The sequence below is a fragment of the Streptomyces spiralis genome (genome assembly GCF_014654675.1).
Classification (GTDB): Bacteria; Actinomycetota; Actinomycetes; order Streptomycetales; family Streptomycetaceae; genus Streptomyces; species Streptomyces spiralis.
Genome location: NZ_BNBC01000023.1, coordinates 85,239 through 100,263, shown reverse-complemented (window position 1 = coordinate 100,263; position 15,025 = coordinate 85,239). Strand labels below are relative to the sequence as shown.

Genomic DNA, 15,025 nt, shown 5'->3' with positions numbered 1-15,025 from the left:
GCTCAGGAGAGTCGGCGCCCCATCCTCGCCGACCGCCGGTTGTGATCCTTGGTGTCCCACCACTCCTCCAACAGCGCCCGGACGAGATGCACCAGCTGCCCGAGTCGGTCGGGGTCCGGGGCCGATGAGGTGAGGACGTCGGCGAAGGACTTGTCGTGCCAGGGAAGAGCGACCGTCCAACGCTCACTCGGCCGCCGCCGACGTTCCACGGTGAGCTGGTATGTGAGCACGGCGGTGCGATCCGGAAGGTGGTCGACCGACAGATCGACCACGCCGAACCGGACTCCGCCGTCAGCGGTGGTGCAGGAGCGGGCCAACTCCTGCTCGGCCGGCGCTCGAGCCGTCATGTCGCACCGTCCTTCCCTGGGCCACAGGACAAGTCTGCGCCCGGCCCACAGGCAGGCGGGCAGCGTACGTGCGGGAAGCAAGCGGTCAGGACCCGAGCGACGGCGGTTCGCCGAGCGGCCGGAGTGCCCCGCGCCTCTGACACGGGTAGGAGCACGGGAACGGGAGAGGACGGTGCATCCATGGGAGAGGCCGGCGATGGACAGGCGCCCCCTCGCGACGTCATGCAGCTCGCGCAGCGGTTCGACTTCGACGCCCCACGGGGAACCCGTGCGCTCGGCGGCGGGGACGTCGGCTGTCTGGGCCTGGGGCTTGCGGTCGTACTGTTGCCCCCTGGCATCGGCCTGGTCGCGAGCCCGGCATGATCGCCGAGACACCCCCCAGGGACGGTCGTCAATGCCTCTCGGCGCCTCGGCGTCGTAGCGCCACCCTGGCCGGCAGGGTCACCGCCAGGAGGCCCAGTCCCACCGCGCCCCCGGCGAACGCCGCGTACACCAGCGGAGGCACGTAGGGGGCCTCGTCGGTGAGGCCGCGCATCATCGGGATCAGCGTCGCGGCGGCGATGGCCGTGCCGAGGACGATACCGGCCACCGCCACCAGCAGGCCTTCCCAGCGCAGCATCCGCATCACCTGGCGCCGGGTGGAGCCGACGAGTCGGAGCATGCCGAGCTCGCGGCGGCGGTCGAGGACGGTCATCACGAGCGTGTTGACGGCGGCGACGGCGGCGAAGCCGCCGAGGACGCCGGCCATCGTGTAGTTGGCCCAGGCGTTGAGCTCGCGGTCGGTGTCCTGCTCGACGGCGTAGCCGGAGGCGTCGGTGACCTTGCCGAGCGGAGTGAGGGCCTTCGCGTCTCCGCCCCGTACCAGCAGCGTGCTGTCGAAGCCCGAGGTGACGTGCGGCGCCAGGGAGGCGCGGTCCATGGTCACGGCCGCGAGGCCGAGCCCGCGGCCGTAGACGGCGACGACCTCGGGGCTGGTCCTGGTGCCGTCCGGAAGGTACATCGGCAGCTTGTCGCCCACCTCGACCTCGGCCGACGCGGCGAGCGTCTTGTCGATGGCGACACGCCCCTTGCCGACCCGGTCCAGGCTGCCGCTGCGCACGTCGAGGTCCTCCACCTTCGCGAGCTGCTCGCCGGAGCCGGAGATGCCCTGCGTCGCCGAGCCCGCCAGCCACCGGTCGCCGCCGGAGCCGACCGGCACCAGCACCTGCGTGTCGAGCAGGCCCACGGCGGCCTCGACGCCGGGCGCGCGGGCGGCCCGGCCGACGGCGTCGGCGGGCAGCCCGGCCGGGTCCGTGACCACGTGGTCCGCGGTGACGCCGGCGCGCAGCTGCTGCGCGGCGACATGGCTCTCGCTCGTGTGCATGAAGACGAGCGTCGAGGCGAAGGCCATGGCGAGCACGATCGGGGTGATCGCGGAGGCCAGCCGGCGGGCGTTCGTACGGGAGTTGGCGGCCGCGAGCCAGGCCGTGGCGTCGCCGCCGCTCAGCGCGAGTCCGAACAGCGCCGCGCACAGCCGTGCCACCAGCGGGCCGAGCAGCGCGACGGCGAGCATGAAGAGCATGACGACGCCGAGGGCCGCGTTGGCGGCGTCGTCCCCGGCCGAACGGGCGGCGAGGACGGTGAGGAACCCGCCGCCGACCAGGGCGCCCAGGCCCAGCACCGTACGGGTCACTCCCGGCCGCAGCCGCTCCACCGACGCCTCGGTGAGCGCCTGCCCCGGCTTGGTCTTCGAGGGCCGGCGCCCGGCCGCCCAGCCTGCGGCGAGCGCGGTCAGCAGCCCCGTGCCGACGGCGACGACGAGCGGGATCCAGGAGACGTGCAGATTCACGGCATCCGGAACGGCCCCGCGGTCCTTCAACTGCCCGAACCACCAGTGCGCGAGCCCGATCCCGGGCAGGCAGCCGACCAGCCCGGCGAGCGGCGCGACGAGCAGCGCCTCGGCGGCGACCGCACGGCGGATCTGCCTCGGGGTGGCGCCGACGGCGCGCAGCAGCGCGAACTCCCGCGCACGCTGGGCGACGGACAGCGCGACCGTGCCGGACGCGGTGAAGACGGCGACCACGGCCGCGATCCCGCCGAAGGACCCGCCGAGCCCGGTGAGCGTCTCCTTGGCGTACCCGAGCCCGCGGTCCTCGACGGCGCCGCGGTCGTCGCCGGTGTGCACCTTGGCGCCGGAGCCGGTGAGCGCCTTCTTCACACCGGCGGCAAGGGCGTCGGTGTCCGCCCCGTCCTCGGCGAGTACGGCGATGGCGTCGGCCTTGCCGGGATGCCCGGCGAGCGCCGGAGACCGGGCGTCGGCGAACCAGGCGGTGGCGTCTTCGGCCACGTCGCCGGATCCGTCCCTCGCCAGCCCGGAGACGCGGAAGCCTGCGCGCCCGGTGGCGGTTTCGAGCGTGACGGTGTCGCCGACGCCGGCCTTCGCGGCCCGCGCGGCGGCGGCGTCGAGCACGACCTCGCCGGTTCGGGGCGCGGCCCCGGAGGTGAGCGCGGCTCCGGTGAAGGCGTGCGATCCCCAGCCGTGGCCCGTCAGCACACCGTGTCCTTGGCGCACCGGGAACGTGAAGTCCGGCACCGCCGCCTCGGCGCCGGGCACGCGGGCCGCCTTGTCCGCCAGCGCGGCGTCCACGCGCGCCGTGTCCGGCAGCGGGTCCGCCGACTCGGACCGGCTGTCGCCGCTGCCCGTGACGAGGCGGGCGTACTGGTCCGCCGCCACGACGACCGAGGCATTCGCGTACCGCTCGGGCGGCACCGAGGCGCGGGCGCCCGTCTCCAGGAGGATGCCGCAGGCGGAGACGATCAGCGCCGCCATCATCAGCGCGACGAACGTGCCCGCGAACGCCGCGGGTTTGAAGCGCACGGCCGCACGGGCGAGGCCGTTGGGGGCGAAGCTCCTCACGCCGCGACCCCCGCCATCGCGCTCGTACGGGAGGTGAGAGCGGCCATCCGGGCCGCGATCTGCTCCGCCGAGCCGCGGTCGAGGCCGCCGGCGAAGACGCCGTCCGCGAGGAACAGCACGCGGTCGGCCCAGGCGGCCGCGGCCGGGTCGTGGGTGACCATGACGACGGTGGCCTCGAGAGCGTCCACCGCCTGCCGGAGCAGACCGAGGACCTCGGTGGCGGTGCCGGTGTCGAGGGCGCCGGTGGGCTCGTCCGCGAAGATCACGTCCGGGCTGGTGACCAGGGCGCGCGCGATGGCGACGCGCTGCTGCTGACCGCCGGAGAGCTCGCCGGGACGACACCGCGCCTTGTGCGCGAGCCCGACCCGCGCGAGCACCTCGGCCGCCCGGCGGCGGTCCTGGCGCTGCCCGGCGAGGCGCATCGGCAGCAGCACGTTCTGCTCGACGGTGAGGGACGGCAGGAGGTTGAAGGCCTGGAAGACGAAGCCGAGGCGGCTGCGTCGCAACTCGGTGAGCTGGTTCTCGCGCATGCCCGTGATCTCCGTGCCGCCGAGGCGCACGGAGCCGGCCGACGGCCGGTCGAGGCCGGCGGCACACTGCAGGAAGGTGGACTTGCCGGAACCGGAAGGGCCCATGACCGCGGTGAACGTGCCGCGCGGCAGGGCGAGGTCGATACCCGCCAGGGCGTGCACGGCGCCGGAGCCGCGGCCGTACTGCCGCCGGACGCCGCGCAGTTCGACGGCGAGACCGGATGTTTCCTCGGCCTCCGGCCGGTCATCCGTCTTCCGCCCCTTGCCCTTGCGCAGCCTCATGGTCCGCCCTCTCGCGATCTTTTCGAACCGATGCCTCGAAGCTACGGATCACGGTCGTCGCGAACCATGGTGGCCACCGGCGGATCCCGGGTGGGGATAACCCGAGGCCCCGCCGGAGGCCGGCCGGAGGCCCGTCGATGCCACTCAAAAGCGGCGAGGCCGCTACCCATCGGCATGAACACGCAGTGACCGCCCCACGGCCGTCCGACGAGCGGCCGTGAACACCCTGGGTGGTTCAACATCCACGTACGGTTATCGGCGTCGTGTGTTGCGTCCGCGTTCGCGCGCAGGTCACCGCCGGTGCCGACGATCCAGAGCGAGCGGGACGTCCGCGACGGCGACGGCCCCGCGACCACTGCTCACTGACGCGTTCGCATCGGGGAGACCGCACATGTCGCGCACACGCTCTGTCGCCACGAAGGCCGCTCTGGACCGTCGCACCCTCCTCGCCGCCGGGGCGGCGTCGCTCACCGCGGGCGTCGGACTCGCCCTGCGGCCCGGGGAGGGCCGGGCCGCCGCCGACCCTGCCCGGAGGGAGGTTCCCGCGGCCCACTCCCGGCAGGCGCCGGCCGCGCCCCTCGCCCCGTACACGAAGGGCACCACGCTCGCCACGGTCGCGGCGGCCCGCAACGGCTCCGGCTACCGCCGTCTCGGCGACGGCCCCGGCTGGAGCCGGGTCGTGCGCGGCGAACTGGCCGGCCCCAAGGCGGGTCGCGCCGGGCGGCGTACCGCGCTCGCCGCGTTCGTGCAGCTCACCGACCTCCATGTGATGGACAGCCAGCACCCGTTGCGCACGGAGTTCCTTCAGGCCGGCTCGCCGCACGCCTGGCGCCCGCAGGAGGCGCTCACCGTGCAGGGCGCGATCTCCCTGGTCGAGAGGGTCAACGCGCTGCGCGGCGCGCCGGTCACCGGCAGCCCCCTGGAGTTCGCCATCACCACCGGCGACAACACCGACAACAACTCCCGCATCGAGCTCGACTGGTACCTGAAGGTGCTCAGCGGCGGCCGCATCACCCCCGACTCGGGCGATCCGCGCCACTACGAGGGCGCGTCGAGCAGCGGCCTGAGTCTGTACTGGCAGCCCGAAGCGACCGTCCGCGACCAGTACAAGCAACGCGGCTTCCCGCACCTGGAGAGCTTCCTGCGGTCCGCGACCCGCGAGGTGCGTAGTCCCGGCCTGAACCTCCCCTGGTACTCCACCGTCGGCAACCACGACTCCGTCCTGGGCGGCTGCTTCGGACACGGGGACTCCTATTTCACCGAGTTCGCCACCGGCGACCGCAAGCTGTTCACCGTGACCGCGGCCGAGGCCCGCAAGCTGCAGCAGAGCATCAACGACGGCTCCGACCCCAAGGGCCTGGGCCTGCGCGACCTGCTGAAGTCCCACAGCCGCGCGATGCGCCGGGTCACCCCGGACGAGCGGCGTGCCCTGTTCACGCCCGCCGAGTACGTCGAGGCCCACCTCGACCCGGCGTACACCGGCCCCGGCCCGGTCGGCCACGGCTACACACAGGCCAACCTCGCGGAGGGCACCCAGTACTACTCCTTCCGCGTCTCCGACCACGTCGTCGGCATCAGCCTCGACACCACCGACCCTCAGGGCAACTTCAGCGGCTCGATCGGGGCGGCCCAGATGGCCTGGCTGGAACGCACGCTGAACGCACACAAGGACGAGTACGCCATCGTCTTCAGCCACTACACCAGCACCTCGATGACCACCCCGCGCCCCGACCCCGCCCGGCCGCACGAGAAGCGCCACAACGGCGACGAACTGCTCGCCCTGCTCGGCCGGCACCGCAACGTGGTCGCCTGGATCAACGGCCATGTGCACCGCAACACCATCACCCCGCACACCGGCAGCGGCGGCCACTCCTTCTGGGAGATCTCCACCGCCTCCCACGTCGACTTCCCGCAACTGGCCCGCATCATCGAGCTGGTGGACAACAAGGACGGCACGCTCTCCCTGCACACCACCCTGATCGAGTCCGCCGCCCCGCACCGCACGGATTTCACCGACCTGTCCCAGACCGGCCTCGCCGCCCTCTACCGGGAACTCTCGTTCAACGCGCGCGAAGGCTCCCTCAGCCTTCAGGGCGACCCGCGCGACCGCAACACGGAGCTACTGCTGAAGAAGGCCTGAGGTCCGCCGTTCACCCTGCCCGGGCCACCCGCTCACCACGAGGGGTCACTCACCTGCGGAGAAGCACGTGGGCCTGCGCAGCAGCCACTGCCCGACCGTCCGCCGCGCGGGCCGTACCACCACGCGGCCGTGAAGCCTTCTGACCGGCCAACTCGACTCGCAGAACGACCGGCACATCAGGACTCGCCGGAGACTGACGGTACTTGACCCTGCGGTGCGCCAGCTGCAGACCACCGGTATCGATCATGACGCCCGGCCTGGTGACCAGCGTCAGGGTCTTCCCTCCATGTCCACGAGGGGCTACGCGTACTGGCCGGGTTCGTAGCCGCCGCCCGGTGTGCGGACGATCACGTTGAAGCGGTTGAATACGTTGATCACCGATATCAGGGCGATGAGCGCGGCGAGTTCCTCATTGTCGAAGTGTTTCCGCGCGGCCTCCCAGGTCTCGTCGTCCACGCCGCGAGTGTCGGCCAGGCGCGTTCCCTGCTCGGTGAGGGCCAGCGCGGCGCGCTCGGCCTCGGTGAAGACGGTCGCCTCCCGCCATACCGCGATCAGGTTGAGCCGCGTCTGGGTCTCACCCGCGGCCAGGGCGTCCTTGGTGTGCATGTCGGTGCAGGCCGCGCAGCCGTTGATCTGGCTCGCGCGGATCTTCACCAGTTCCTGGACGGTCTTTGCCAGGGGCGAGTCGTTGACCGCCATCGCGGCGGCGCCGAACTTGCGGTAGAACGTCCGGCCGAACTCGGTGTCGTTGAAGTTGAAGCGGGGTTCCATGTGTGGTGTGTTTCCTTTCACTTCCCGGCCTCGCCAAGGGGGTGCAGGCCGTGGAACTTGTGGGGGTTGCGGACCGCGTCGATCCTGGTGACGCGGCCCTCGCTGATGGTGAGCGCGACGACGGCACTGAGGCGGCCGTCATCGATCATCAGCAGCGCGGCACCGCCGTTCACACGGGTGACGCGGAATTCGCGGTCCGGTGCGAAGCGGGCGCCACGGGCGAAGAACCGGGCGATGTCGTCGGCTCCGCGGAGCGGTTCGAGGACGGCGCGGACCACCCCGCCGCCATCGGTGGTGAGCACCGCTTCCGGATCGAGCAGCCGTGTCAGGCCGGCCATGTCTCCGGTGCGGACGGCCTCCGCGAACGCGCCGACGATCTCCTGGTGCGCCTGCGGGTCGACGTCGAAGCGCGGCTTGCGCTGCTCGACGTGGGCGCGGGCGCGGCTGGCGAGCTTGCGGCACGCGGCCGGGCTGCGGCCCAGGGCAGCGCCGACCTCGGTGAAGGACAGCCCGAAGACATCATGGAGGACGAACGCGGCACGTTCGGCCGGGGAGAGGGTCTCCAGCACCACCATCAGCGCCCAGGACAAGGAGTCGGCGAGGCTGACGGAGTCGGCGGGGTCCGGTGCGGTCTCCACCGGCTCGGGCAGCCACGGTCCCACGTAGGCCTCGCGGCGGGCGCGGGCCGAGCGCAGACCGTCGAGGGCGATCCGGGAGGTGGTGGTCACCAGCCAGCCGGTGAGGTCCTCGATGGCGGCCACTTCCGAACCGTGGAGGCGGATCCAGGCTTCCTGGACCGCGTCCTCGGCCTCGGAGAGGGTTCCGAGGATGCTGTAGGCCACGCCGACCAGGCGGGGGCGCAGCTCCTCGAAGACGGCCGCCACCTCGTCGGCAGCGTTCGGTTCGTTCATGCCGGGAGGACGAGACACGCTCCCGAAGTGTGACAGCCCCACCCGATTTGTGACGTACGTCTCGCGGTCGACGCGCCGCGCCGTGCTCCGACAGCGGCTGGGGCAGGGGCTGGGATCGATCTTGTACCGGAACTCCCGGGCGACCACGCCGGGCGCAGGCGCGATCGCCGTGCCGGCATCATCGGCGCCTATGCCGGCCGGCACGCGCGAGCGGACGGGGCGGCTCGGCCCCGTCGCCCGCGACCGGTGGTGCCGGCCGGCCTCATGGCGCCGAGATCAGGCCTTGGACAGCGTGACCTCCGACTCCTGCTGCCCCGTGTCGGCGGTCACCGGGTAGTCCCGGTCGTCCGCCTGGGCCCTGCTGCGCATCGTCGCGGTGCCGGGGCGGAACGAGGTGTCCGGTGTCTGGCTGGTCAGCCTGACGGACCACGGGACGGGCGCCCCCGGGGTACAGGCCACGGCTGTCTCGTACGACGCGCTCGGCGTGCCGTTCTTCTGGATCTGGAAGACCTGCCCGGTCAACGCGACACTCGCAGGCTTGTTGCAGGTCACGGTGCCACCGACGGTGATCCGGCCGTCGCGGGTGTCCACCGTGCCATCGGGGTCGGTGGTCATTCCCACGGTGAGTTCGGCCGGAGGTTCCGGCATGACCGCGTGCACCTCACCGCGCAGAGGCACCGTCGATCCGTTGCAGTACTGCTCGAAGGTGGCGTCCAGCGCCCGGACGTAGCCGTAGGGACCGAAGGCGATGTGCTCGATGGTGAACGAGCCGGAGTTGGTGTTGCACCATTTCTCGGTCCCGTTGTCGGTCCCGCTGAACTGCAGCTCCGGGTCCCCCGGCTGGGCGTCGGGCCATTGCCTGGCCCCGGTGTACGTGGTGCCTTCCGTCAGCTTCTGCCCGTCGGGGGCGGCGATGAGGAGACGCCAGAGAGTGCCCTGCTCCGCATCCACCGCGACGGTGAGGCCGTTCTCGTCCTTGCTGCCCTGGACATCGAACAGCTGGACCGAGCCAGCCGTGTACTCGTACGACTGACCGCCCGAGATCGGCTCCCCCGCTTCGCCGCTGAAACTGAGCGTTCCCGACTCCGCGCTGTGGGCCTGCGCGGTGCCCGACAGCGGCGCAGCAGTGAGCGCGACGGTGACCGCCGCGACAACGCCCACGGTCCTGGCCAGTAGGCGCCCGGGCATGGTGCTTCTCGTCAAGGTTCCCCCAAGGGAGTCCTTCGGCCTGGACCGCTCAAGCGCGCTGCACATGCGCGACTTGAGGATCAGGCCGGACCGACACTTACCTGTCCTGAGGGCCCGTCAGGCCCCAATGACAAAGCGCAGAACCTTGATCAACCGTCACACCGGCCCCATCTGCACCACCCTGAACCACGGAGACTGGACCCGCGGCTCGCCCGATGACTGCGTCAGTCCGTACCGGCCCCGAGGCGGTGGGCGAGATCGATCAGATCGACCAGACGCAGCACCCGCCCGTCGAACCCTGGCAGGGGGACGTGCAAGGGCTCGGTCCACCGGGCAGGTATCGCATCCAGTCCGTGATACGCCCCCGCGAGAGCCCCGGTCACCGCGGCGACCGTGTCTGTGTCACCGCCGAGGTCGATCGCCCGGGTGCGAAGTAGACCGCGGATGTCGACGCCCTCATCAACGAGCCGTTTCCGGCCGCTCGGTGGTTGACCTGGAAATGCACGGCGGCAGCCAGATCCCACGGCATGCCGTTGGTCAGCACGTCCTCGGTCTGCAGGCCGATGTCCTTGGGCTCAGCCGCCGCCCACCGTTGGAAGCGGGCGAAGACGTCCGGCAGGTCCAGTCCGCCGCGCTGCAGCAGCGACTCCGCGACCAGAACGGCCATCTGCGTGTCGTCCGTGACTTCGCCCGGTTCCCAACCGCCGCCTCCGCACATCTCGCCGCCGCACCCTGGTTCCGGGAACCGGGCAGAGAACGCACCCGGGAGACCGAACTCGAAAGGGGCTCCCAGCGCGTCACCCACCGCTGAGCCGACGACCGTCGCGATGGCTCGCTCCGCACGCATCATCCGCGCAGGCCACCTCCGTCGAACGGCAGCCTCACCACCGATTTTTTCGCCCGGTCGCCGGACACCCATGCTCCGTCGACTCGGCCGACCAGGCGAGCGGTGCCTCGCGCTCCCGGGGCGCAGCCGAGGCGCGCCGAGGACACCGCGCCCCGGAACGCGACCGAGCGTTCGTCGATCAGCCGCAGCAGAACGCGGAACTCAAGTGTCTTCGCCACGCTGGATGCCTATCATCACGCCCGCACAACCGCCGTCGATTTTCCCAGCCGGCACAGCGGGCACGCGACGCGGCTCGCGGGGCCACCTGCTGGGTCAGGCGTCGGCCGGCGCTCCCGGTGCGTCATCCGTCCACTCCCCCCGGTGGCCGGGCGTGGCAAGTGGCGGCTCTGCTTGCGCAGATCACGGTGCTGCCCGTGATCTGCGCAAGCGTCCTTGTTGCGTCGTCGTCCCGTTCGGCGTTGCCGGCCCGGCCGGGGCTCAGTGCCCGGCTGATCCCTCGGGGCGTGCGTGGCGCGGCAGGAGGAACGCGAGCAGGAAGGTCAGGGCGAGCATGGCGTCGACGATCCACAGCACGGTCTTCATGACCGAGCCGAAGCCGCTGCGGAAGGCCGACTGCGAGGTGGCCTTGAGTGCGGCGGGTACGCGCGCCCCGGCCTGAGGGGAGGTCACGGCGGCCCGGGTGTCCTTCTCCAGGCGTGCGCAGGACGCGGGGGTCGCTGCGGGGTCCTTGGCGACGGCGCGGTCCGAGGAGCACGCACGCAGGTCCGCGACGACGCGGTCCTGAGCGGCGGGAGCGATGTGCACGGCGGCCAGTTGGTGCCGCAGGTCGTCCGAGCGGTGGTCGACGGCGCCGGCGATCCCGCCGCCCAGCAGGCCGAAGAACACGGTGCCGAGGACGGCCACGCCGAAGGCGCCGCCGAGCTGCTGCATCGCCGTCATCGTGCCGGATGCCGAACCGGTCTCGTGCTGCTCGACACTCGCGAGCACGATGTCGAAGAACGGCGCCATGAGCAGGCCCATCCCGATGCCGGTGACGAGCAGGGACGGCAGGAGCTGCCAGGGGCCGACGCCGCTGCCCACCATCTCGAGGGTGAGCCACACGCCGAACACGCCGAGCGCCATGACGAGCGCGCCCACCTGAAGGACGGCACGTCCGAACCGGGCGACACCCTGGGCGATCCCGAAGCCGACGATCATGCCGCCCGACCAGGGCACCATCACCAATCCCGCCTTGAGGGGCGAGTAGCCCAGCCCGATCTGGGTGTAGAGGTTGAAGACCAGCATGAAGCCCTGCATGGTCGAGAAGAAGACCAGCCCGAGGGTCATACCGCCGCTGAACCCGCGCTTGCGGAAGAGACTGGGGACGACCAGCGGGTCCCGTCCGGTCTTGCTGCGGCGCGATTCGTACCCGGCGAAGACGACGAAGACGGCCACCGAGGCGCCCATCATCACGAACGTCCACACAGGCCAGTCGTACTCACGCCCCTGGACCAGGGGGAAGATGATGAGCAGCGCGGCCAGCGAGACCAGGAGCATGCCGGGGATGTCCAGGCGCGGCTTGTCGCTCGACCGGCCCCTGGGCAGGTAGCGCACGGCGCCGAGGAACGCCGCGGCCCCCAGCGGCAGGTTGATCAGGAAGATCATCCGCCAGCCGGTGCCGAAGTAGTCGGCGTCCACGAGCCAGCCCGCAAGGATCGGCCCGCACACCGCGGACAGCCCCATGACCGGGCCGAACATGCCGAAGGCCTTCTGCGACTCCTTCGGCGGGAACATCTCCTTGATCATGCCCAGGCCCTGCGGCAGCATCACCGCGCCGAACAGTCCCTGCACGACGCGTGCGCCGATCAGCATCTCGGGCGCCACGGACACCGCGCACAGCAACGAACCAAGGGTGAAGCCGGCCGCACCCACCAGGAACATCCGGCGGCGGCCGTGAATGTCGCCGAGCCGCCCTCCGGTGACGAGTCCGACGGCCATCGACAGGGTGTACGCGGCGGCGAGCCACTGCAGGGTGGAGGCACCGCCGCCGAGGTCGGCCCGCATGGACGGGCCGGCGATGTTCGTGACAACGGCGTCGAGGAGGTCCATCACCTCGGCCGCGAGGATCACGAAGAGGGCAGCCCAGCGCCACCGGTAGGGCGCCGGCGAATCGGTGAGCGCCTCGTCGGGCGCGACACCGGTGGTGGACATCGAAACTCCTCGCAGAGGAACCGCGTCGGGTGGTGACCCGGGAGCGCGGTGGGACGAATGGATGTGACTGTCCGGGCCGCTGATCCGGCCCGTGCAGACGGATGGCCGAACGTCGCGGAGGAGCGAACACTGTTCACCGTAGCAGAACAGTGCTCACCGAGAGAACGGCGTTAACCAAGATATAGCGCAACTTCGACGGCTGGACAAGATATATCGCGTCAAGCCCTGGGTCTCGCCGCCTCCGACCCCGCATGAACGCCGCTCGCCGAAGGAGAACACTGTTCTGCCCATGCCTAGACTGGAGTCATGACCGACCCGGCCGACAGCACCCCCGCACCTCCCCCGCCCTCCCCCTGGGAGCGAGAGCGCCCCGCTCGCACCCGCGCCGCCGTCGCGCGAACACCGCTGTCACGTGAGCGGATCGTCGAGGCCGCCTTCACCGTGCTGGACCGGCAAGGGCTCGACGGACTGTCGATGCGCCAGGTGGCGGCCGAACTGGGGGTCACGGTCTCCGCCCTCTACGCCCACGTCAGCTCCAAGGACGACCTCCTGGAGCTGATGTACACCCGGCTCTTCGACGGCTTCGAACTGCCCCGACCGGACCCTGACCGCTGGCAGGAGCAGGTACGCGACTACGCCCGCGCAGGACGCCGACGCCTGCTGTCCCACCGGGACATGGCCAGGATCTCCATGGCCCACGTGCCCTTCACCGCCGAACTGCTGCCGTACGTCGAGTCGTTGCTCGCCATCTTCCGTACCGCCGGGCTGCCCGACCGGATCGCGGCGGAGGCCGGTGATCTCATCTCCACCTACATCGACGGGTTCGTCCTGGAGGAGGGCATGTGGCGGGACCGGGCCGCAGAGCAGAGCGGTGAGGACACCTCCCTGGCCCGCCCCGACTGGCGGGAGATGGCCGAGGAGATGCAGGACTACTTCGCGTCCCTGCCCGCACAGGACTTCCCCCACCTGCGCGCCCTGGCCGGAATGATGGTGACGGACTCCTCCGACGAGAGGTTCGACATCGGCCTGGAGATCATCCTGCGCGGCCTGGCGAGCTACCTGCCCGATGCCACGAAGCGTGCGCCCTCGGACGACGGCCGGGCACCGGACACCACCTGATCCGCGACCCGTCCGGCACGCCGTGCCGCCACGGACGCGGCGATGAGCGAACGCCGCCGTGTGCCCGGCCGGATCCGGTCGGAGGCGGGGCGGAGGCGGGCACGCAGATGCTACGCGCACAGAAGTGCAGCGCCGAAGGACTTGACTGACCGTCAGTAGGCAGACCTGGTGTACGACACCCACCGAGTCCCGGGCATTCGCCGCACCGTCAGCGCGGCGCCTCACGTCGTTCCCCGGTTCGATTGTCATGGCGTGGACAGTCTCCTTGGGTGCCCCGGCCGGGGCCCATTTGACGGGAGATCACATGACATCAAAGGCAGTGCGGTTGCGTGCGGCGGCCGCCTCGGCGGTGACGGCGCTCGCGATCAGCGCGACGGTTCTGGGTGCGGGGGCCGGCACGGCGAACGCGGTCGACCGGGTCCGGCTGGCGGGCGACGTGCAGATCGCGCCGGGCATCACCTACCGGGCCTTTTCTCTGACGGCCTCGCACGGCACGGTGACCGGCCACGTGGTCGCCGCCGACCTGAGCGACCCGCGGGTGTCGGTCGGTCTGCTCACCCCCGGCAAGGTCGCGGCACGCGCCAAACTCTCCCAACTGGCCGCGGCCCAGGAGGCGGTGGCCGGCATCAACGCCGACTTCTTCAACATCGACGAGACGCAGCACCCCGGAGTGCAGGCGACCGGTTCCGCGGTGGGCCCCGCCATCGCGGACGGTGTGCCGCTCAAGGCGGCCGTGCCGAACGGGCAGCGCTTCGGGCCCGCCCTGCCGCCCGGCACCTCGACCCGCGATGTCATCGGCGTCGGCTACGACCGCAAGGCCCGGCTGGACGAGCTGAGCCTCGACGGCACGGTCCGGGGCCGGCACGGCGAGCGGTTCGGGCTCGCCGGGCTGAACCAGTACGCCATCCCCGAAGGCGGCATAGGAGCGTTCAACTCCCTGTGGGGTGACGTCTCGCGTCGGCGCGCGGTGTGCGGCACCGACACCGTTCGCGCTGCCGCCTGCACCACCGACGCCTACGAGGTGACGGTCAAGGACGGCCGGGTGGTGTCCGAGTCCGACTCCATCGGAGCCGGTGCCGTCGACCCCGAGTCGGTGGTCCTGGTCGGCCGGGAGGCGGGGGCGGCGCAGCTGCGTTCGCTCCAGGTGGGAGAGCGGGTACGGGTCTCCGACAGGCTGCGGACCACCAGCGGCAAGCGACTGAGATTCGCGGTGGGCGGCTACCCGGTGCTGCGCGACGGTGAGCCACTGCCCGGCCTGGACACCAAGGCCGTGGCCACCAGGACCGGGGCAGCCATCGGTGACCATGGGCGGACGCTGTACCTGCTGGTGCTCGACGGCAGCGCGGAGAGCGGTGCCGGCCTGACCGTGGCCGAGCTCGCCGGGGTGCTGCACGACGTCGGCGCCGACGACGGTGTCAACCTGGACGGCGGCGGCTCCTCCACCCTGGTGACCCGCGACCCGGTCTCCGGCGCCCCCGTGGTCCGCAACCACCCGACGGGCGGTGCCGAGCGCCCGATCCCCGAGGGCATCGGGCTCTTCTCGCGCGACTGACGCACCGCCGGGCACCGGCATCCCGACCATCGGGCGCCGGTGCCGCCTCCGCGGGGGGCTGCAGGGCCGCCGCGGTGGCCCAGGGCGACCTCGGAACGGCACGGCCGGCCCGCGGGGCCGTGAGGCTCAACGTGCAAGGTCAGCGTTCTGACCAGGCTCTTCAGCGGTGGGAATGAATCCGGCGAGGGGCCGGTTGTACTCATCGGTCGTAGTTTTTGTGTCTGTGTTTCACCGCACGCTCGCGAAGAACGA

At 71.6% G+C, this 15,025-nt stretch carries 11 protein-coding genes and 1 pseudogene; 3 read left to right on the top strand and 9 right to left on the bottom strand.

Annotated features, from left to right (window positions below):
• Positions 1-2: 2 nt before the first annotated feature.
• The 3 genes from IE318_RS23465 to IE318_RS23455 all read right to left on the bottom strand — a co-directional run bounded on the left by IE318_RS23465 (position 3) and on the right by IE318_RS23455 (position 4,055).
• Positions 3-347: a hypothetical protein gene (locus IE318_RS23465; RefSeq protein WP_189903393.1), complete on the bottom strand. Its 345-nt coding sequence runs from the start codon at positions 345-347 to the stop codon at positions 3-5.
• 391 nt (positions 348-738) lie between these two features.
• Positions 739-3,243 (bottom strand): FtsX-like permease family protein, encoded by a 2,505-nt coding sequence (locus tag IE318_RS23460; protein ID WP_189903391.1) that lies wholly within the window; start codon positions 3,241-3,243, stop codon positions 739-741.
• Positions 3,240-4,055, bottom strand: a complete 816-nt coding sequence (locus IE318_RS23455; protein ID WP_189903389.1) for an ABC transporter ATP-binding protein — start codon at positions 4,053-4,055, stop codon at positions 3,240-3,242. Before IE318_RS23455 ends, IE318_RS23460 begins: the two co-directional genes overlap by 4 nt.
• A 391-nt stretch (positions 4,056-4,446) precedes the next feature.
• Between IE318_RS23455 and IE318_RS23450 the strand changes: the two genes are divergently transcribed.
• Positions 4,447-6,195: a TIGR03767 family metallophosphoesterase gene (locus IE318_RS23450; protein ID WP_189903387.1), complete on the top strand. Its 1,749-nt coding sequence runs from the start codon at positions 4,447-4,449 to the stop codon at positions 6,193-6,195.
• A gap of 300 nt (positions 6,196-6,495) precedes the next feature.
• On the opposite strand, the gene IE318_RS23445 is transcribed toward IE318_RS23450, so the two are convergent.
• The 6 genes and pseudogenes from IE318_RS23445 to IE318_RS23420 form a co-directional block, all read right to left on the bottom strand.
• Positions 6,496-6,966, bottom strand: a complete 471-nt coding sequence (locus IE318_RS23445; protein ID WP_189903385.1) for a carboxymuconolactone decarboxylase family protein — start codon at positions 6,964-6,966, stop codon at positions 6,496-6,498.
• 17 nt (positions 6,967-6,983) lie between these two features.
• Positions 6,984-7,877 (bottom strand): RNA polymerase sigma factor SigJ, encoded by an 894-nt coding sequence (gene sigJ / locus IE318_RS23440; protein ID WP_189903383.1) that lies wholly within the window; start codon positions 7,875-7,877, stop codon positions 6,984-6,986.
• Between the two features lie 276 nt (positions 7,878-8,153).
• The gene (locus IE318_RS23435) at positions 8,154-9,065 is read right to left on the bottom strand and encodes a hypothetical protein (RefSeq protein WP_229903706.1); all 912 of its coding nucleotides are present in this window, start codon (positions 9,063-9,065) and stop codon (positions 8,154-8,156) included.
• A gap of 224 nt (positions 9,066-9,289) precedes the next feature.
• Positions 9,290-9,915 (bottom strand): annotated as a pseudogene (locus IE318_RS23430) (ADP-ribosylglycohydrolase family protein).
• Complete coding sequence (locus tag IE318_RS23425; protein ID WP_189903490.1) at positions 9,912-10,130, bottom strand: hypothetical protein; 219 nt, start codon at positions 10,128-10,130, stop codon at positions 9,912-9,914. The pseudogene IE318_RS23430 and the gene IE318_RS23425 overlap by 4 nt, the downstream one beginning before the upstream one ends.
• 259 nt (positions 10,131-10,389) lie before the next feature.
• Entirely contained in the window at positions 10,390-12,102 is a 1,713-nt protein-coding gene (locus IE318_RS23420) for an MFS transporter (RefSeq protein ID WP_189903381.1), read from the bottom strand.
• Positions 12,103-12,408: 306 nt separating this feature from the next.
• Here IE318_RS23420 and IE318_RS23415 point away from each other — a divergent pair, with 306 nt between their 5' ends.
• Together IE318_RS23415 and IE318_RS23410 are read left to right on the top strand one after the other, a co-directional pair.
• Positions 12,409-13,221: a TetR/AcrR family transcriptional regulator gene (locus IE318_RS23415; RefSeq protein ID WP_189903378.1), complete on the top strand. Its 813-nt coding sequence runs from the start codon at positions 12,409-12,411 to the stop codon at positions 13,219-13,221.
• 304 nt (positions 13,222-13,525) lie between these two features.
• On the top strand, positions 13,526-14,773 hold the full coding sequence (locus IE318_RS23410; RefSeq protein WP_189903376.1) for a phosphodiester glycosidase family protein: 1,248 nt from the start codon (positions 13,526-13,528) through the stop codon (positions 14,771-14,773).
• The last annotated feature ends 252 nt before the right edge of the window (positions 14,774-15,025 follow it).

Excerpts from the sequence above, each read along its gene's own strand:
- IE318_RS23465 (WP_189903393.1), bottom strand. The coding sequence starts at position 347 with ATGACGGCTCGAGCGCCGGCCGAGCAGGAGTTGGCCCGCTCCTGCACC.
- IE318_RS23455 (WP_189903389.1), bottom strand. The coding sequence starts at position 4,055 with ATGAGGCTGCGCAAGGGCAAGGGGCGGAAGACGGATGACCGGCCGGAG.
- IE318_RS23450 (WP_189903387.1), top strand. The coding sequence starts at position 4,447 with ATGTCGCGCACACGCTCTGTCGCCACGAAGGCCGCTCTGGACCGTCGC.
- IE318_RS23445 (WP_189903385.1), bottom strand. The coding sequence starts at position 6,966 with ATGGAACCCCGCTTCAACTTCAACGACACCGAGTTCGGCCGGACGTTC.
- sigJ (WP_189903383.1), bottom strand. The coding sequence starts at position 7,877 with ATGAACGAACCGAACGCTGCCGACGAGGTGGCGGCCGTCTTCGAGGAG.
- IE318_RS23435 (WP_229903706.1), bottom strand. The coding sequence starts at position 9,065 with ATGCCCGGGCGCCTACTGGCCAGGACCGTGGGCGTTGTCGCGGCGGTC.
- IE318_RS23420 (WP_189903381.1), bottom strand. The coding sequence starts at position 12,102 with ATGTCCACCACCGGTGTCGCGCCCGACGAGGCGCTCACCGATTCGCCG.
- IE318_RS23415 (WP_189903378.1), top strand. The coding sequence starts at position 12,409 with ATGACCGACCCGGCCGACAGCACCCCCGCACCTCCCCCGCCCTCCCCC.
- IE318_RS23410 (WP_189903376.1), top strand. The coding sequence starts at position 13,526 with ATGACATCAAAGGCAGTGCGGTTGCGTGCGGCGGCCGCCTCGGCGGTG.